Origin of the sequence: Campylobacter sp. CNRCH_2016_3089 (assembly GCF_025772505.1) — a bacterium.
Lineage (GTDB): Bacteria > Campylobacterota > Campylobacteria > Campylobacterales > Campylobacteraceae > Campylobacter_D > Campylobacter_D lari_D.
Genome location: NZ_JAKMSF010000003.1, coordinates 1 through 16,491, shown reverse-complemented (window position 1 = coordinate 16,491; position 16,491 = coordinate 1). Strand labels below are relative to the sequence as shown.

Below are 16,491 nucleotides of genomic sequence, written 5' to 3'. Positions count from 1 at the left end.
TATCACTCTTTTATATTTTTTTTGCACTCCAAGCTCTTGTTGTATATTTGATATCAAATTCACCTGGTAATTCTTGTTTTAACTTATCAGTGATTTTCTCAAACAACTCATTACCTTCTTTAGTCTCAAGATCCCAATAAGGATTTTTTACACTTTTCCAAGCATTGATGTAATTATCTACACTTTGATGAAAGTAAAAATCTTCTTCCAAATAAATAATATTATCAAAAAGCTCTTTATGTGCTTCTATAATAGGGCGTTGATCTTCTCTTCTTGTGCCTCTTGTATAATTTGGAACAAAACTAACAATAATATCTTCTGCCATTTTTTGAATAGGATCATTTAAATCTCTATGATTCCACATACAAGTAAAATAACATCCTTTTTTGAGCAATCTATGACTTTCTTTTAGTGCCATTGATCTATCCATCACATTAAAACTACTTCCAAAGCTCACCCAATCAAACTCTCCATCTTTTAAAGTAGAATCAATACCGGTAGCTCTTACCCATTCTACATCTTGACCTTGAGTTCTTTCTATACCAATTTCACGCATTGCATCATTTGGCTCAACCGCTACCACTTTACAAGCTCTCCCTAAAAGCATAATACTCAAATTCCCTGTACCTGCTCCAATATCTGCAACTTTTATCTTTGAACTTTGACTAGTTCTTTTAGCAAGCTCTACTAGCATATCTATACTAAGTGGTGCATAATTTGGTCTATATGAATAAAATTTTGCATGCTTAGTATAATCCCAAACTTGTTCTACTATTTTTTCCATTTTTTTCCTTTAACTTTAATAGCAAAGCTAAAAAAGCTAAAGGATTTTACTATGCCTTATGCACCGTCCATGCACGGATTTTATAAGGAATTTCAATCATATCCATAGAAGAAATTTTATTTTCTATCATTTTTAAAATTTCTTCCCATCTAGCTTTTCCAGCTTGTGCTTGAATATCATTTACAGAATGCCAAGCCCCAAGATAACGCTCTTTACTCCAAAGCTCTTTATAATCGCACTCCATAAAAAAGCAGTCTGTGAAATCTCCAGTACTTACTAAGATTTCTTCCCAGTTTTTAACATTTTGCACCCCACTACTTACACGAGTAAGCTCTGGTACAATATGTTTAATTTCCTCTTCAATTTCATAAAACACAGAGCCTTTAGCTATATGGCGTGGATTCCATATGGCAGTGAAATACCCCCCCCCGTAAGCACTCTTGCGAACTCAGGTAAGGATTTTTTAGGATCTGTCCAGTGAAAAGAACTGGCCATGATTACCCAATCAGCATAATTACTAGGCATGGTAGTTTCTTCTCCACTGCCTTTATACCAAGTAATATTTTGTGAATTTTGAGTAAATTTAATACCCTCTTCACGCATATTATCATTTGGCTCGACTGCATCTATACAAAGGTTAAACTCATCAGCAAGCATTTTAGTAAGCTTTCCCGTACCCGCTCCTACTTCTACAACTTTTAATGTGCTTTTATTTTGATCATTTACACATTTTATGAGCTTTTCTATAAGCATACTTGAGTATGCTGGTCTATTGTGATAATGTTTTGCAACTTCACTAAAGTCACCTTGTTTCATGAAACTCCTTTGTTACTAAATCAAATATTATATCGACCTTTTTATCTAAATTATCCTGCAATGAATTATCTAGTATAAAATGTGCATTTGGTTCATCATATTTTACATCAACACCTACAACATTTTTAATTTCACCATTTAAAGCTTTTGTATAAAGTCCTTTTTGATCTCTTTTTATTAATTCTTCCATTGGACATTTAATATAAATCTCAAAATAATTTTTTAAATTTTCTCTATTATGTTTATAAATTTCACTAAACATAGATATGGTTGTTACAACTACTATCATACCTTGATCATTTAAAAATTTAGCAAATTGGGATCTTTTTAATGCTACATCTATACGACCTTGCTTATCATAGCTATAATGTCCTAGTAAATCTCTTAATTCATCTCCATCAAGATAGATAATGTTTTTATGTTCATTTTTTAATTTCTCATATAATGCTTTACCTATAGTACTTTTTCCACTACCTGCTAAACCTGTAAGCCAAATAACACTTGCAATCATTTAAAACTTTCTCAAATTAATAAAGATAATATATTATCAAATTCTTATAAATTTCAATATTAATAAGATATAATAATCATTATTATTTTAAACAAAAAAAGGATAAATATGCAAAATATTAAAAAGTTTTTTATGAACATAGAGAGAACCGATATTGATGAAACAATGCAAAATTTAGTAAGTGAAGACATTATAGATAGTATTGATATTATGGCTTTAGTAGCTGAAATTGAAAAACACTATGGAAAAAGTCTCAATGCTGAATTTATAAGTCCTGAAAATTTTGAAGATTTTCAAAGTATCAAAAATATGCTAGAAAAAGCATATAATTAACGCAATGTTAAAACATTGCGTTAATTACTTTTTAAAGACTGGATAATTTTATTTTTAGACACAATAATTTCTGCTATAAAATCAGCTATTTTATCCCAATCACTTTCTTTGGTTTGGGTTAAGGTTGGATTTTCTTCATACTCATCCCAATTAATCGGCTCAAATAAATTTTTTCTGTGTGGAAAATACTTAGCTCTAACCCACTCAAGTGAAGGAGCATAATAATCAACATAAGCTTTTGCTATTTCTTTTTGCACTCTAAATTTCAACCTATCCTCATTAGCACCTTCAAAAATTTTTCTAGCCGTATAAAGTAAAGAATTTATGTTTTGCCCATGCAAATCTTTTTTTATAAGTCTTCCTTGAAGCTCCATACCTAAAAGATTAAAACTTTCATTTTTATTTTGCTTTAATGAAAATTCATCATCCCATTCTAAACCTAAATGATATACAAAATCTTTAAGTAATGTTCCGCCAACATATTCTTCCTTCAAAAGTCTCACTATTAAACTTTTTTCACCAAATACTTCTATATGGCTCTCACAAATCCACTTATAATCAAATATATATTTTCTAGGATGCTCATCAGGCTTAAAATCAGCACTATAAAACCCCATATTATTTTTAATATCTTGAGAACAATGAGAATTTAAATATCCAAGAGTATCTCTAAAGTAAATAATTTCATAAATTTCATCAAATCCTAAAGCATTTAAAACACTTTTAAGAATTTCTATATGTCTTTTAGTAGAAAAATCCCAAACTATCCCTTCTGCAGAAAATATAAATTTCTTATCTTTATGTATTGTGGCCTCTATTTTGAAATTCTCAACAGCCTTAATCAAACGCACATCTTCTAAATCGTCCAATGGATTTTGACTTAATTTATCTTTTTTTATAAGCTCTAAAACTATATCGACTAAAACCCAATGTCTATTTGCCATTCTAAGAGATTTTGGATAGATATAACCTTGTTGCAAAAGTTTATTTTCATTTTGCATTAAAAAGCCTTGTCTTTCTTGATTGCCACTATTGGTTGTTCCTATACTAATATACGCTGTCATTTTTTCCTTTTCATATTTTAAAAATCTATATCTAGTAATTATATCAAAATCACATAATTTCCAATATAAATTTATTACCCTTATCTTTAAAGGTAAAAACTTTATTTTTACAAGGATAAGATATACTATCTTTTTTCATACTAAATGTTTTATCTTTTAATTTTTCAAGCATAATAGGTAATTCTTTATTAAATAATGTCTTATCAGAAATTCCACCTCCATGCGCTGAATCTTTTATATATTTACCGTCTATATTTTTTTCATCAATTATATTAAAATTAACTTGATAGCCTAAAAATTGATAAATTTGCAATAATTGACTTTTATGCTCAAAAGATACCAAAACATCTTTAGCGCTATGATAACTTGTATAAATAATATTTTTATTCTTTTGAGCTTGTAAAATCAAATGATCTTTATTAAGTAAAGCTCTTATTAAATAATTTTCATCAGCAAAATAATAAGGTGAGTTTGGGTTTTTGCGTGTCCAATAGGTTTTTACTTGACAATGTACAATAGTGTTTGGATCGTAAAATACACAATCTTCTTTATCAAATTCTTTTCCTAAAAAATATGTAAATGGAGGCAAAGCTCCACCTGAATTATCTATCACTCCATCTACATACCAAGGAGCTATTTTAGCACACATTAGCGCTAAATAACCTCCATATGATCCTCCCCCGTAAATTTTAGGTAAAGATTTAAATTGAGGATAATTTTTCATTATATCTTTTAAAGCATTGATATGATCGATAGCTGCCATAATTCCATAATTTTGATATTCGTTATTTGGAGGAATAAAAGTAGCATTAAAATGTGCCCTATAAGGCTGAATTAACATCTTCTTATCTTTTAATTCACCTATAGTTCTATTTAAAAGCTCATAGTATTCCCAAGCAGTATAAATATTTAAAGCATTGGTATTGATATTAAATTGTTCTAATACAAGTTTTAAACTAGGTAAATCTTCTTCTATAAATGCAGTAGCTGCACTATATTTTTCTATATCTGATCTTCTTTGACAAAAACAATGATACAAAACACTTACAGCTACAACATTATATTTTTGAGCCAAAAACTTCCTATTGAAATCAACAAAAGTCATATGAGCATTAGCTCCATATCCACCTATGATAAAAACAATAGCTTTCATTTGCTTACTATCATCATAAGTGATTCTATATTCTAATTTACTTTCTCTTTTTATATTTAATTCTACATCATCACAAGAATCTATGAAATAAGTTTGATTTATGAGCATGTTAAGCCTTATATTTACATTTTTTATATTATACCTAAAACAATAATATTATTAATAAAAGAATATTTCTACAATTAAATATACTTAAGATTACATAATTTTAAGCTCAAATCGATCTTTAAAATCTTTAAAAGTAAATATCTTATCTTTGCAAGGATAAGATATGCTATTTTCTCTCATATTAAATGTTTTATTTTTTAGTTTTTCAAGCAATATAGGTAATTCTTTTTTAAATAAAGCCCTATCTGTCATTCTCAAACCATGCTCTAAGCTCTTTATATATCTACCATCTACATCATTCTCATCTTTAACAATATGCAAAGTTGCATCAAATCCAAGTTGTTTGCAAAATTCATAAAAATTACTCTTATGTTCCACTGGAGCTCCCTCATCTTTTGCGCTATGATAACTGATAAATATTGTATTTTGATTTTTTTCATTTTGCAAACTTAGATGCTTTGAGTTTAAAAGAACCCTTATCATATAATTATCATCACTTAAAAAATACGGAGAGCTTTCATCTCTAGTCCAGTATTTTTTTACAAAACATAATAAAATATAATTATCACCTCTAATAGCAAATTCACCGCACTCACTTTCTCTACCTAACAAATGAGGCAAATGAGGCAATGTTACTCCTGAATTATCTATCACTCCATCAACATACCAAGGAGCTATTTTAGCACACATTAGCGCTAAATAACCTCCGTATGACCCCCCCCCGTAAATTTTAGGCAAAGATTTAAATTGAGGGTAATTTTTCATTATATCTTTTAAGGCATTGATATGATCGATAGCTGCCATAATTCCATAATTTTGATATTCGTTATTTGGCAATACAAAATCACAAGAAAGATTTATCAAAAAATCTTTTTTCAGTCTTCCTTCATGTTTTATTTGTTTAGATCTTTCATCAAGTTTTCTTATACAATTTTTAAAATTGCTTTTTTCATAGTCATAAATTTCCATATCGCAAATTTTTGCTATTTCACAAAAACTTTCCCAATCTTTTTCATTTGGCATAAAAATCGGATTATATTTCTCATCTATAGAAGGCCTAGCACTAAAGCAATGATAAAAAACATTTACAACAATAATATTAAATTTTTTAGCAAGATATTCTCTATCAAAATCTAAAAAAGATATATTAGCATTTGCCCCAAATCCACCTATGATAAAAACAATAGCTTCCATTTGCTTACTATCATCATAAGTAATTCTATATTCTAATTTACTTTCTCTTTTTATATTTAATTCTACATCATCACAAGAGTCTATAAAATAAGTTTGATTTATGAGCATGTTAAGCCTTTTAAAATAAAAATTCAATTATACTTACTTTTTTATAAATTTAAAGAGAAATCATGAAAAATCTTTGTATTATCCCTGCGCGCGGTGGTTCTAAGCGTATTCCTAGAAAAAATATTATTGATTTTTTGGGAAAACCATTGATTGCTTATAGCATAGAAAGTGCTTTAAATTCGGGTATTTTTGATGATGTAATTATTTCAAGTGATGATTATGAGATCATAGAAGTGGCTTTAAAGTATGGTGCTAAGGCTCCTTTTGTGCGTAAAAAAGAACTAAGTGATGATTATGCAAGTTCAACCGCTGTAATCCAAGATGCCATCATCACTCTAGAAAAACAAAGTAAAATCTATGAAAATGTGTGTTGCTTATACGCAACTGCTCCACTTATAGATGAGTTTATCTTAAAAGAAGCTTTTGAACAATTTAGTCAAGAAGAATGTAAATTTTTATTTTCAGCTTGCGAGTTTGAATATCCTATACAAAGAGGTTTTTACCTTGATGATCAAAATAAAGTTTATATGTTTGATGAGTCAAATTACGATAAACGCTCACAAGATCTTACTAAAGCTTACCATGATGGTGGTGCATTTTACTTTGGCAAAAAAGAAGCGTGGCTAGAAGAAGATTTTATGTTTAAATCTCATTCTAAAGCTTTTTTACTTCCAAGAAATAAAATTTGCGATATTGACACTTTTGAAGACTTAGAATTTGCTAAAATATTGTATCAATTCCATGAAAGAAACAAATGTTTATAAATAAAATCAAAGGTTTTAAATATCCTGATATGGAACTTGTAAGATGGTTTTTTAAAAACAAACTTGATGCTTTAAAAAATGCAAAAGTTTTAGAATTTGCTTCTCATAATGGCAATAATCTTTCTTTATTTGCAAATTATAATTATGCGTGTATCGGTGTAGAACTTAGCAAACAAAATCATGAAAACGCTATTTATAATTTTAAAGAAATTATGCATTATAAAAAGGCAAGTTTTTTTAATGAAAATATGCTTGATTTTGCTAAAAATCATCAAAATATAAATGCAGATGTATTTTTAATACCTAATGTTATTAATTACATTACTAAAGATGAATTTAAAAATTTACTACAAAGTGCAAAACAAAATAATCTTTATCAAGCAAATGGGGGGGGGTATGCTCACTTTTTCTTAAGAGCAAGAAGTATTAAAGATCATCGCTATGGGCTTGGAGAAAAATTAAAAAATGATAGTTTTATTTTAAGCTATGATGAATTTAGTGGCGAAAAAAATTGTCTTTGCACAGCATACCAAGAACATGAACTTGTGGAAATTTTAAAAGAAAATTTAAATTTATATGATTTTGAAGTTATCACAAGTGAAAATATTAATATAAAAAATAAAGTTTATATCAAAGATAGCGATATAATTATATATGGAAAAATCACTAAGGAGTAAAAATGTATTTAAAAAATTTAAAAGGCTTAAAATTTCCAGATTTAGCCGTGATTAAATTTTTTTTCAAACAAGGACTGCATCAAAAAAGCAACCAAAAAGTTTTAGAATTTGCCTGTTCTAATGGCAACAATCTCTCTTTATTTGCAAATTATGATTATGAGTGTATCGGAGTTGACTTAAGCAAAGAAAGTATCAGCGATGCTAATTATAACTTCAAAGAAATAATTCAATGTAAAAACTATCAGTTTTTTCATGATAATATCTTAGATTTTCCTTTAAAAAATCCAAATATTAATGCAGATATTTTTATGATTCCCAATGTGATTAACTATCTATTGAAAGAAGATTTTTTAAAATTATTAAAAATTTCTAAAGAAAATTCTATGTATAAAGAAAATGCTTTGTTTTTTTTAAGAACAAGAAGCATAAAAGATTATAGATATGGCTATGGAGAAAAAATAGCTCATAATTGTTTTAAAATCACAAATGATAATACTACAGGAGAGCTTGGATGTATTAATACTCTATATCAAGAATACGAACTTGTAGAAATTTTAAAAGAATATTTAAATTTATATGATTTTAAAGTACTTACTTATGAAAATACCAATATCATGGGAGAAGATGAAAGATTAGTTAATGATAGCGATATTGTAATTTATGGAAAAATTAAGTGAAAATAGCTATCATGCAGCCAACCTTTAATCCATGGCTTGGCTATATATATATGATACAAAGTGTTGATACTTTTGTCTTTTTGGATAATGTGCAATTTGAACGCAGATCATGGCAAAATAGAAATAAAATTAAACTACAAGATAAAACCTTTTTATTGGGATTAAATTTACAAAAAGCGTCACAAAAAACATTACTTCAGGATATATTATTTGATAAAGATGATAAATGGAAAATTAAATTTTTAAAAACTATTCATCATGCCTACTCTAAAAGTATTAATTTTAATAAATACTACAATATCTTAGAAAAAGTCTTATTTAAACATACACATTTAGTACAATTTAACATGGAGCTAATCAGAATTTACTGCGAGCATTTGAGCATCAAAACACCCATTTTGCAAAGCTCTTCTTTAAATTTAAAAAATGAAAAAAAAGAAAAATTACTACTTGAAATTTGCCAAATACTAAAAGCTGATCATTACCTTTCCCCAGAAGGTTCAAAAAACTATCTTGAAAAAGAAACAGCAAAAGAAATTTTTAAAAATGCAAATATAAAAATTGAATATTTTGATTTTATCCATCCAACCTATACTCAATTGGGTGCAAATTTTATAGCTTATTTAGGAATTTTAGATTTTTTATTTAATGAAAAAGAGCCTTGTGCAAAATTTCAAGAATGTATCAAAATTAACGAGCATAATACATGAAAGTTCTTTTTAGAAGTGATAGTTCTAGCACCATAGGACACGGACATATCAAAAGAGATCTTTTGTTAGCTAAGCAATATCATGATGTATCTTTTGCATGTTTAGCTCTAGAAGGTTCTTTGATAGATGAAATTCCTTATCCTGTATATGAGCTAACAAGTGCTAGTGTATATGAGCTAATCAATCTCATCAAAAAAGAAAAATTTGATCTTTTGATTATTGATCATTATGAAATTACTGCAGATGATGAAAAACTCATCAAGCTAGAAACAGGGGTTAAAATTCTAAGTTTTGATGATGAGATAAAAGAACATTTTTGTGACATTTTACTAAATGTTAATGCTTATGCTAAAGAAAGCGATTATGAGAATTTAGTGCCAAAATATTGTGAATTAAGATGTGGTTTTTCCTATGCTCTAATACGCGATGAGTTTTATGAAGAAAGCAAGATAAAAAGAGAAAAAATTTATGATTATTTTATCTGTATAGGAGGAAGTGATCCAAAAAATATTTCCTTTGATATAGCAAACAAACTTAACAAAAACAAAACTATCATCATAGCTACTACAAAAGCAAATTCTCATCTAAACTCGCTTCGAAAATTAAGCCAAAAAAACCCTAATATACAAATTCTCATTGACCAATCTAATCTTGCAAGATTGATGAATGAAAGCAAAAAACTCATCATTAGCGCAAGTTCATTGGTAAATGAAGCTTTAATTTTAAAAGCAAATTTTAAAGCCATAGCTTATGCTAAAAATCAAGAAAAACTTGCAACATGGCTTGCTAAAAAAGGCTATGAAGTGGAGAATTTTATATGATAATTTTAAAAGATTTTATCCATTTGACTCAAGAAGAAATCAAACTTGTTTTAAAATGGCGTAACGATGAAAGCATTGCTAAATTTATGAAAACGCAAAATATTAGCCTAGAAGAGCATTTAAACTTTTTATCTAGCTTAAAAACAAACACAACTAAAAAATATTTTTTAGTATATGATGATGAAAATATCATAGGTGTGATTGATTTTATCAATATCACTAAACTTTCTTGTGAATTTGGGCTTTATGGTATAAAAAAAGGCGTAGGTGAGCTTTTAATGCAAGAAGTTAAAAACTATGCTTTCAATGTTTTAAAAGTTCAAACTTTAAACGCATGTGTTTTCAAAGAAAATACAAAAGCTTTGAATTTATATTTAAAACATGGTTTTGAAGTTATTAAAGAAGATAATAATTTTTATTTTGTAAATTTGTCTTTTGCATACATGGGGGGGGGGTAACAACTTAAATATATTTAATCAAATATATGGAGTTGCAGTTTGAATATAATCATAGCAACTCTTAGAGAGCACAATATTAATAATTTTTATAAACTAAAAGAATTATATAAAACATATACTTTTTACCTCATAACAAAAAAAGACGATCTTACTTTAGAAAAAATAACAAAAATAAACCCAGATTATATATTCTTCCCGCATTGGTCTTTCTATATACCTCAAGAAATTTACAATAACTATCAATGTATTATTTTCCACCTTGGAAATTTACCATTTGGAAGAGGAGGTTCACCTTTACAAAATTTAATCATAAGAGGGGTATATAAAAGCAAAATTTGTGCTTTAAAAGCTTGTGATACATTAGATGGTGGAGAAATATATCTAAAACACAATATTAGTTTTAAAATTTCAAATGCACAACGAATTTATGAAAAAATCTCAAAAATCATATTCTTTAAACTAATACCAAGAATTTTACATACAAAAATCAACCCTCGCATACAAAAAGGGAAAGTAGTAATTTTCAAAAGAAGAACAAAAGAACAAAGTAATATCAATACACTCGAAAATCCAAATTTGATAAAAATATATGATTTTATACGCATGCTTGATGCCATTGATTATCCAAAAGCTTTTTTGGAATTTGAAAATATAAAAATGGTTTTTCAAAACGCAAAAAAACACAATAATAAAATAAAAGCAGAGGTAATATTTTATGAAAAATAACAAAATTTTAATTATAGCAGCTCACCCAGATGATGAAGTTTTAGGATGCTTTGGAACTATAGCAAAATATATTCAACAAGGATATGAAGCTTATACTTTAATACTTGGAGAAGGTAAAACAAGCAGAGAGATAAATAGTGAAAATGAACAAGAAATTTTAGAAGATGAGTTATTTAAAGCAAATAATCTTTTAGGCATTAAAAAAGTTTTTAGAAAGTTTTTTCCTGATAATGCTTTTGATAAAATACCATTATTAGAAATAGTCAAGAGTATAGAAGAAGTTAAAAATGAAATTAAACCAAATATAATTTTTACACATTATGAAAAAGATCTCAATATAGACCATCAAATTACATACAAAGCAACAATTACTGCTACAAGATCTCTACAAGAAGAAAGTGTTAAAGAAATTTATAGTTTTGAAATTCTTTCGAGTACAGAATGGAACTATCCATTAAGCTTTCAACCTGATGTATTTTTTGATATTAGTGAGACGCTTGATTTGAAGCTAAAAGCTATGTCTTTTTATCAATCAGAACTAAGAAATTATCCCCATCCAAGAAGTTTAGAGGGGATAAAAATAAATGCACAATACCAAGGAATGAGAGTTGGTCTTCAATATGCTGAAGTGTTTAAAAGTATAAAGGTTATAAAGTGATTTTTTATAAAAATTTTACTAATCTTACAAAAGAAGAAAAAAAGGAAATTTTTTATATAAGAAATTCTCCAAATATCTCTAAATTTATGAAAACAAAAAATATAAATTATAAAAATCACTTAATATTTTTAAAAGAACTAAACAAAAATAAAAATAAAAAATATTTTTTGTTGATAAAAAATAACGAGAAACTGGGAGTAATATATTTTAATAATATCATAAAAATATCCTGTGAATTTGGGCTTTATGGTATAAAAAAAGGCGTAGGTGAGCTTTTAATGCAAGAAGTTAAAAACTATGCTTTCAATGTTTTAAAAGTTCAAACTTTAAACGCATGTGTTTTCAAAGAAAATACAAAAGCTTTGAATTTATATTTAAAACATGGTTTTGAAGTTATTAAAGAAGATAATAATTTTTATTTTGTAAATTTAAACAATCCTCACGGGGATATCATTTTTTAAAAGCTCATTTTTAACATCATTTGGAGTATATTGACTAAAATGAAATATATAAGCACCAGCCAATGCATTCGCACCAAGTTGTATAGCTTTTACCCCATCTTGAGGCTTAGAAAGTCCTCCATTGATAATGAGTGGAATTTTTAATTTACCTTTGAAATACTCTAGTAATTCCCAATCATACCCCAAAGAACTTCCTTCTTTATCAACACTTGTTAAAAGTATCTCCCCTGCTCCTAAAGATTCGTATTTTAATGCAAGTTCTAGCGGATCAATATCTAAAATTTCATTATTAAAAACTTTAAATTTATTTTTGTCTTTTTTAACATCAATCGAGCATACTACGCAAGAACTTCCAAAAGTATTTGCTGCCTTTTTAACAAAATCTGGATTTTGCAAAGCCATAGAATTAATACTAATTTTATCAGCACCTATATCTAACACTTTTCTAATATCTTCTAAAGTTCTAATCCCACCTCCAATAGTTAAAGGCATAAAGCACTCATTAGCTATATCTTCTAAGCTTTCAAAATCTATAACACCATTTTTATTGATATCCAAAACTATAAGCTCATCAACATTTCTAGCATTATATATCCTAGCTGTGCTTATTACATGCCCAATAGTTCTAAAAGAAGAAAAATTGATACTTTTTACAAGCTGATGATCTTTTAATAACACGCAAGGTATAATTCTTGTTTTAAGCATACTAGGCCTTTAAATTTGCAAAATTTTCCAAAAGCTTCAAACCTACATTTTGGCTTTTTTCAGGGTGAAATTGCACAGCAAAAATATTATCTTTTTCAAAACTTGTACAAAAAGGTTTTTCATACTCACAAAAAGAAGTTTCCACACTTTCTAAACACTCTACATAATAAGAATGCACAAAATAAAAATCACTTTTTTCTAAAATTCCATCAAATAGCTTGCTTTTTTTATCACTAAATTGTAAATCATCCCAACCACTATGCAATAATTTTTCTTTACTTAAATCAAATTTCAAAACCTTTGCTTTTATAAAATCAAGCCCTTCGCACTCTCCGCCCTCATATCCCTTACTAGCAAAAAGTTGCATACCAAGACAAATCCCCAAAATAGGCTTTTTATCTTTTAAAACACATTCTTTTAAAAGCTCATCTAGTGCAAGTTTTTTTAAATTTTCCATACCTTGTTTAAAAGATCCAACGCCTGGTAAAACTAATTTAGAGGCATTTTTTATATCTTCTTTTTTAGAACTTATAATCACTTCTTGATTAAGTTTTTCAAAAGCTTTCAAAACAGATTTAAAATTTCCAAGATGATAATCAACAATACAAATCATTTCAAAACAAACTCATCTTTTTTTATCAATGACCCATCACTATCTCTTAAAAATTTACCATTTTCATCGCGTTTAAATATCTTTTTATTAGTATAAGAATCGACAATTTTTTCAAATTCTTTTTCACTAAAACCACTAAATTCCAAATACTTTTTAATAGCCTTTTTAGGTGGCTTTCCATCATATTTATTTACAAGTCTCACGCCCTCTTCACGGCTAATATAGCCAAGTCTTATATCCAAGCACGCATTATCCGTAGCTCTTCCAAAACCATATTTGCAGTATTTTAAATAATCATGCACGTGATTTGAATAACAATCTAAATTTTCAAAATTCTCATAAGTAGTTTCAACTGGTTTTGTACTAGTTTTAAAGCCATTTTCTTTAGATATTTTTAAATTATACTTATAATCCCATTTAAAATAATATCCCAAAAATAACCCTGTAACTCCTACTCTTTGAAGCTCTTCATCACTTGGATAAGTATAAAAATATAAATCCTTTTCTCTAATACCATCAACACCAATCATATCAGAAATTCTATTACCCAAAAGTCCGCCAAATTCTTCAAGCCACTCTCTACCTAAAGTGTTTTTTTCTTTAGAGCTAGCTGGCCCACCATACTCAATCTGCGGACTTTCCCCCCAAATAATCAAAGGAATACCAAAAGCAACAGCTACTTTTGGAACACATGTAAAAATCCCCAAATGGTTTTGCCATTCATTATCACCCGTTCTTATAAAAGCTTCGCGGGCCAATTTTTTATACACCAAAGGATTTCTTTTGATATGGATTAAATCAACACCAAGATTGTTTAAATTTTTTAAATTTTTTTTACCTATTTTAGTAGGAATACTTGGTTCAAAACAAACACACAAAGGATTAAGTCCAAGTTCAAGACATTTTAAAACTTGAAAGGTAGAATCCTTACCACCACTTACTCCTATCACACAATCATACACAGGATGTTTTTTATATTTTTTCACGAGTTCTAGAAATTCTTTTTCACGCTCTTGCCAATTTATCTCATGATTTTTAGCTTCTTGCGAGCAACACGCATCACAAATTCCCTCATCATTAAAATGCAAATCAGGTTTAGTATCTGGCATAACGCATTTTTTACAAAATTTCATATTAACTCCAAAAAATCTTTATAGTCATCATAAATCGACTATGATTATATTTTCTAAAGATAAATAAATTTTATTTTGTTACAATATTTTTTATTTAAAGGTTTATAAATTATGGATTTAACTTTACTTCCTTATATGATTATAGGAATTTTTTCAGGTATGGCTTCAGGGGTTTTTGGCATAGGTGGTGGTATGATTATCGTTCCTTTCATGCTTACTTTAGGACTTAGCTCTCATCATGCTGTTGCAATTTCTGTTGTACAAATGATTTTTGCTTCTATTTTTGGCTCCTATTTAAACTATAAAAAGAAAAATTTAATCTTAAAAGATGGACTTATCATAGGCTTTGGAGGCTTTTTAGGTGCGATGTTTAGCGGGCTTTTACTCTCATATTTTTCAGATATAACCTTAACAAGTATTTTTCTATGCGTGAGTATTGTATTCTTTTTAAAATTTGCTTTTAATCAAAAAAGCACCATTGGAAACATTAACCACTCTAATATCTTAAAAAATTCTATTTTGCTAATTTGTGGCGTATTTACAGGAATTTTTGCTATATCTTTAGGAATTGGTGGTGGGCTTTTAATTACCCCTATTTTAGCTTATTTTTTAGGCTATGATACTAAAAAAGTAGTGCCACTTAGTTTATTTTTTGTAATATTTGCTTCAATTTCAGGAATTAGTTCTTTTGTATATAATGACATCATTGATAAAGAAGTGTTACAAAATGGAAGCTTAGTAGGATTTAGCTCTATGCTAGGAGTTTATCTTGGTATAAAAATCATGGAAAAAATCAATCTTAAATCCCACCGCATAGCACTTTTAGGTATTTACACCCTTTCTATAACTATGACCATTATAAGCTTGATTAAAAAGCTAAATTTATTTTAATCTATCGGCAAATTTTTGTCTATTGGAAGTATAAACAAAGCTTAAAACCTCTGCCACTGCTTTAAAAAGCTCTGGTGGAATAAGATCATTTACCTCGCAAGCTTTATAAAGTTCTCTAGCTAAAGGAGGATTTTCATAAATCATAACATTGTATTCATATGCCATATCTTTAATACGCAAAGCTAAAAAATCCACCCCTTTAGCTAAAACTTTTGGTGCAGCTTCTTTGGAACTATCATAACGCAAAGCAACCGCATAGTGGGTAGGGTTAGTAATCACAACATCAGCACTAGCAACATCTTGCACCATTCTACGCCTTGCTGCTTCCATTTGCAAACGACGAATTCTTCCTTTTACCAAAGGATCTCCCTCGCTTTGTTTAAATTCATCTTTAACCTCTTGCTTACTCATGCGTAAGTTTTTAAAGTATTGATACCTTACCAAAAGTACATCTAAAAGCCCTATAATCAAAAAAGCTATAATAACAATAGCTGCAAGTATAATAGCTTTATCCCTAAGCCATAAAAGTTGTGGATAAATCGTATAAAGTTCTACTCTAGGAAGTTCTTTCATAAATTGCAATAAAAAAACAAAAGCTATACCAAATACAACACCGACTTTAAGTATAATTTTCAAAGCTTCAATAATCTTTTTTAAAGAAAAAAGATTTTTAAGCCCGTTAATAGGATTAATTTTATTAAAATTTGGAGTAATGGGCTTAGTAGTAAAAATAAAACCAAACTGCATTAGATTTCCAAGCACACCCGCTACCATAATTACTAAAGTAATGGGCAATACCATAATAAACATCTCTATCATAGTTTTTATAATGATTTTTTGTAAAATCTTTAAATCAATTTCAATGCCTATAAAACTTTGATAAAAACGATATAAACCGCTAATTCTCTCACCTATAAAAGGCATCATAAACAACACCACAACCACAGCTATAATAAGTACAGCCACAGCAGATGCATCTTGGCTTTTTGGGACATTTCCTTCTTGTCGCGCATCTTCTATTTTCTTGGATGTGGGTTCTTCTGTTTTCTCTTGATCATCAGCAGCCATAAAAAAACCTTTAAAAAATTTAAAGCAAGATTATAGCATTTTATCAAGTATCTGCTAA

At 28.2% G+C, this 16,491-nt stretch carries 20 protein-coding genes and 1 pseudogene; 11 read left to right on the top strand and 10 right to left on the bottom strand.

The features are described from left to right. Positions 1–10: 10 nt before the first annotated feature. From L8W69_RS02415 to L8W69_RS02405, 3 genes and pseudogenes are all read right to left on the bottom strand, one after another. Positions 11–784 (bottom strand): class I SAM-dependent methyltransferase, encoded by a 774-nt coding sequence (locus L8W69_RS02415; RefSeq protein WP_263666353.1) that lies wholly within the window; start codon positions 782–784, stop codon positions 11–13. A gap of 49 nt (positions 785–833) precedes the next feature. Beyond that, positions 834–1,600, bottom strand: a pseudogene (locus tag L8W69_RS02410) (class I SAM-dependent methyltransferase). Continuing rightward, positions 1,587–2,111, bottom strand: a complete 525-nt coding sequence (locus L8W69_RS02405) for an adenylyl-sulfate kinase (RefSeq protein WP_263666352.1) — start codon at positions 2,109–2,111, stop codon at positions 1,587–1,589. Before L8W69_RS02405 ends, L8W69_RS02410 begins: the two are co-directional and overlap by 14 nt. A gap of 108 nt (positions 2,112–2,219) precedes the next feature. On the opposite strand from L8W69_RS02405, the gene L8W69_RS02400 reads away from it, so the two are divergent. Beyond that, positions 2,220–2,444 carry an acyl carrier protein gene (locus L8W69_RS02400; RefSeq protein WP_087698989.1) on the top strand — a complete coding sequence of 75 codons (225 nt, stop codon included), beginning with the start codon at positions 2,220–2,222 and terminating at the stop codon, positions 2,442–2,444. A 20-nt stretch (positions 2,445–2,464) separates the two neighbouring features. Here L8W69_RS02400 and L8W69_RS02395 read toward each other — a convergent pair whose 3' ends face one another. The 3 genes from L8W69_RS02395 to L8W69_RS02385 all read right to left on the bottom strand — a co-directional run bounded on the left by L8W69_RS02395 (position 2,465) and on the right by L8W69_RS02385 (position 6,071). Next, complete coding sequence (locus tag L8W69_RS02395) at positions 2,465–3,508, bottom strand: acyl carrier protein (RefSeq protein WP_263666351.1); 1,044 nt, start codon at positions 3,506–3,508, stop codon at positions 2,465–2,467. Positions 3,509–3,557: 49 nt separating this feature from the next. Further along, positions 3,558–4,769 (bottom strand): DUF2920 family protein, encoded by a 1,212-nt coding sequence (locus L8W69_RS02390; RefSeq protein ID WP_263666350.1) that lies wholly within the window; start codon positions 4,767–4,769, stop codon positions 3,558–3,560. A gap of 90 nt (positions 4,770–4,859) precedes the next feature. After that, positions 4,860–6,071: a DUF2920 family protein gene (locus L8W69_RS02385; RefSeq protein ID WP_263666349.1), complete on the bottom strand. Its 1,212-nt coding sequence runs from the start codon at positions 6,069–6,071 to the stop codon at positions 4,860–4,862. A gap of 62 nt (positions 6,072–6,133) precedes the next feature. Between L8W69_RS02385 and pseF the strand changes: the two genes are divergently transcribed. The 9 genes from pseF to pseH (L8W69_RS02340) are packed head-to-tail and all read left to right on the top strand — an operon-like array spanning position 6,134 to position 12,023. Next, positions 6,134–6,835 (top strand): pseudaminic acid cytidylyltransferase, encoded by a 702-nt coding sequence (gene pseF, locus L8W69_RS02380; RefSeq protein ID WP_263659988.1) that lies wholly within the window; start codon positions 6,134–6,136, stop codon positions 6,833–6,835. Then, complete coding sequence (locus L8W69_RS02375) at positions 6,826–7,512, top strand: class I SAM-dependent methyltransferase (RefSeq protein ID WP_263659987.1); 687 nt, start codon at positions 6,826–6,828, stop codon at positions 7,510–7,512. Before pseF ends, L8W69_RS02375 begins: the two co-directional genes overlap by 10 nt. 2 nt (positions 7,513–7,514) lie before the next feature. Continuing rightward, the gene (locus L8W69_RS02370; protein ID WP_263666348.1) at positions 7,515–8,189 is read left to right on the top strand and encodes a class I SAM-dependent methyltransferase; all 675 of its coding nucleotides are present in this window, start codon (positions 7,515–7,517) and stop codon (positions 8,187–8,189) included. Further along, positions 8,186–8,899, top strand: coding sequence for a WbqC family protein (locus L8W69_RS02365; RefSeq protein ID WP_263659986.1), 714 nt, complete (start codon positions 8,186–8,188; stop codon positions 8,897–8,899). The genes L8W69_RS02370 and L8W69_RS02365 overlap by 4 nt, the downstream gene beginning before the upstream one ends. Then, positions 8,896–9,720 carry a UDP-2,4-diacetamido-2,4,6-trideoxy-beta-L-altropyranose hydrolase gene (gene pseG / locus L8W69_RS02360; protein ID WP_263660812.1) on the top strand — a complete coding sequence of 275 codons (825 nt, stop codon included), beginning with the start codon at positions 8,896–8,898 and terminating at the stop codon, positions 9,718–9,720. The genes L8W69_RS02365 and pseG overlap by 4 nt, the downstream gene beginning before the upstream one ends. Next, a complete protein-coding gene (gene pseH / locus L8W69_RS02355) occupies positions 9,717–10,178 on the top strand; it encodes a UDP-4-amino-4,6-dideoxy-N-acetyl-beta-L-altrosamine N-acetyltransferase (RefSeq protein WP_263666347.1) in 462 nt (153 codons plus the stop codon). The genes pseG and pseH (L8W69_RS02355) overlap by 4 nt, the downstream gene beginning before the upstream one ends. Positions 10,179–10,217: 39 nt before the next feature. Further along, the gene (locus L8W69_RS02350; RefSeq protein WP_258108356.1) at positions 10,218–10,904 is read left to right on the top strand and encodes a methionyl-tRNA formyltransferase; all 687 of its coding nucleotides are present in this window, start codon (positions 10,218–10,220) and stop codon (positions 10,902–10,904) included. Next, positions 10,894–11,562, top strand: coding sequence for a PIG-L deacetylase family protein (locus tag L8W69_RS02345; protein WP_263666346.1), 669 nt, complete (start codon positions 10,894–10,896; stop codon positions 11,560–11,562). Before L8W69_RS02350 ends, L8W69_RS02345 begins: the two co-directional genes overlap by 11 nt. Continuing rightward, positions 11,559–12,023, top strand: coding sequence for a UDP-4-amino-4,6-dideoxy-N-acetyl-beta-L-altrosamine N-acetyltransferase (gene pseH, locus L8W69_RS02340; RefSeq protein ID WP_263665126.1), 465 nt, complete (start codon positions 11,559–11,561; stop codon positions 12,021–12,023). Before L8W69_RS02345 ends, pseH (L8W69_RS02340) begins: the two co-directional genes overlap by 4 nt. Here the strand turns inward: pseH (L8W69_RS02340) and L8W69_RS02335 are convergent. Genes L8W69_RS02335 through L8W69_RS02325 form a run of 3 tightly spaced genes read right to left on the bottom strand, consistent with a single transcriptional unit; the run spans position 11,991 to position 14,474 of the window. Next, the gene (locus tag L8W69_RS02335; protein ID WP_263666345.1) at positions 11,991–12,728 is read right to left on the bottom strand and encodes a HisA/HisF-related TIM barrel protein; all 738 of its coding nucleotides are present in this window, start codon (positions 12,726–12,728) and stop codon (positions 11,991–11,993) included. The genes pseH (L8W69_RS02340) and L8W69_RS02335 overlap by 33 nt on opposite strands. A gap of 1 nt (position 12,729) precedes the next feature. Then, on the bottom strand, positions 12,730–13,341 hold the full coding sequence (gene hisH, locus L8W69_RS02330) for an imidazole glycerol phosphate synthase subunit HisH (RefSeq protein ID WP_263666344.1): 612 nt from the start codon (positions 13,339–13,341) through the stop codon (positions 12,730–12,732). Further along, positions 13,338–14,474: an N-acetyl sugar amidotransferase gene (locus tag L8W69_RS02325; RefSeq protein WP_133319970.1), complete on the bottom strand. Its 1,137-nt coding sequence runs from the start codon at positions 14,472–14,474 to the stop codon at positions 13,338–13,340. Before L8W69_RS02325 ends, hisH begins: the two co-directional genes overlap by 4 nt. A gap of 111 nt (positions 14,475–14,585) precedes the next feature. On the opposite strand from L8W69_RS02325, the gene L8W69_RS02320 reads away from it, so the two are divergent. Further along, entirely contained in the window at positions 14,586–15,365 is a 780-nt protein-coding gene (locus L8W69_RS02320; protein WP_133319971.1) for a sulfite exporter TauE/SafE family protein, read from the top strand. On the opposite strand, the gene flhB is transcribed toward L8W69_RS02320, so the two are convergent. Further along, positions 15,357–16,433 carry a flagellar biosynthesis protein FlhB gene (gene flhB, locus L8W69_RS02315; RefSeq protein WP_133319972.1) on the bottom strand — a complete coding sequence of 359 codons (1,077 nt, stop codon included), beginning with the start codon at positions 16,431–16,433 and terminating at the stop codon, positions 15,357–15,359. The genes L8W69_RS02320 and flhB overlap by 9 nt on opposite strands. Between the last annotated feature and the right edge of the window lie 58 nt (positions 16,434–16,491).

Bases quoted from the DNA above. Each gene is read 5' to 3' on its own strand.
- hisH (WP_263666344.1), bottom strand. From the start codon at position 13,341: ATGATTTGTATTGTTGATTATCATCTTGGAAATTTTAAATCTGTTTTG.
- L8W69_RS02375 (WP_263659987.1), top strand. From the start codon at position 6,826: ATGTTTATAAATAAAATCAAAGGTTTTAAATATCCTGATATGGAACTT.
- pseF (WP_263659988.1), top strand. From the start codon at position 6,134: ATGAAAAATCTTTGTATTATCCCTGCGCGCGGTGGTTCTAAGCGTATT.
- L8W69_RS02415 (WP_263666353.1), bottom strand. From the start codon at position 784: ATGGAAAAAATAGTAGAACAAGTTTGGGATTATACTAAGCATGCAAAA.
- L8W69_RS02335 (WP_263666345.1), bottom strand. From the start codon at position 12,728: ATGCTTAAAACAAGAATTATACCTTGCGTGTTATTAAAAGATCATCAG.
- L8W69_RS02325 (WP_133319970.1), bottom strand. From the start codon at position 14,474: ATGAAATTTTGTAAAAAATGCGTTATGCCAGATACTAAACCTGATTTG.
- L8W69_RS02345 (WP_263666346.1), top strand. From the start codon at position 10,894: ATGAAAAATAACAAAATTTTAATTATAGCAGCTCACCCAGATGATGAA.
- L8W69_RS02370 (WP_263666348.1), top strand. From the start codon at position 7,515: ATGTATTTAAAAAATTTAAAAGGCTTAAAATTTCCAGATTTAGCCGTG.
- L8W69_RS02400 (WP_087698989.1), top strand. From the start codon at position 2,220: ATGCAAAATATTAAAAAGTTTTTTATGAACATAGAGAGAACCGATATT.
- L8W69_RS02320 (WP_133319971.1), top strand. From the start codon at position 14,586: ATGGATTTAACTTTACTTCCTTATATGATTATAGGAATTTTTTCAGGT.
- pseG (WP_263660812.1), top strand. From the start codon at position 8,896: ATGAAAGTTCTTTTTAGAAGTGATAGTTCTAGCACCATAGGACACGGA.
- pseH (WP_263666347.1), top strand. From the start codon at position 9,717: ATGATAATTTTAAAAGATTTTATCCATTTGACTCAAGAAGAAATCAAA.
- L8W69_RS02390 (WP_263666350.1), bottom strand. From the start codon at position 4,769: ATGCTCATAAATCAAACTTATTTCATAGATTCTTGTGATGATGTAGAA.
- flhB (WP_133319972.1), bottom strand. From the start codon at position 16,433: ATGGCTGCTGATGATCAAGAGAAAACAGAAGAACCCACATCCAAGAAA.
- L8W69_RS02395 (WP_263666351.1), bottom strand. From the start codon at position 3,508: ATGACAGCGTATATTAGTATAGGAACAACCAATAGTGGCAATCAAGAA.
- L8W69_RS02385 (WP_263666349.1), bottom strand. From the start codon at position 6,071: ATGCTCATAAATCAAACTTATTTTATAGACTCTTGTGATGATGTAGAA.
- L8W69_RS02405 (WP_263666352.1), bottom strand. From the start codon at position 2,111: ATGATTGCAAGTGTTATTTGGCTTACAGGTTTAGCAGGTAGTGGAAAA.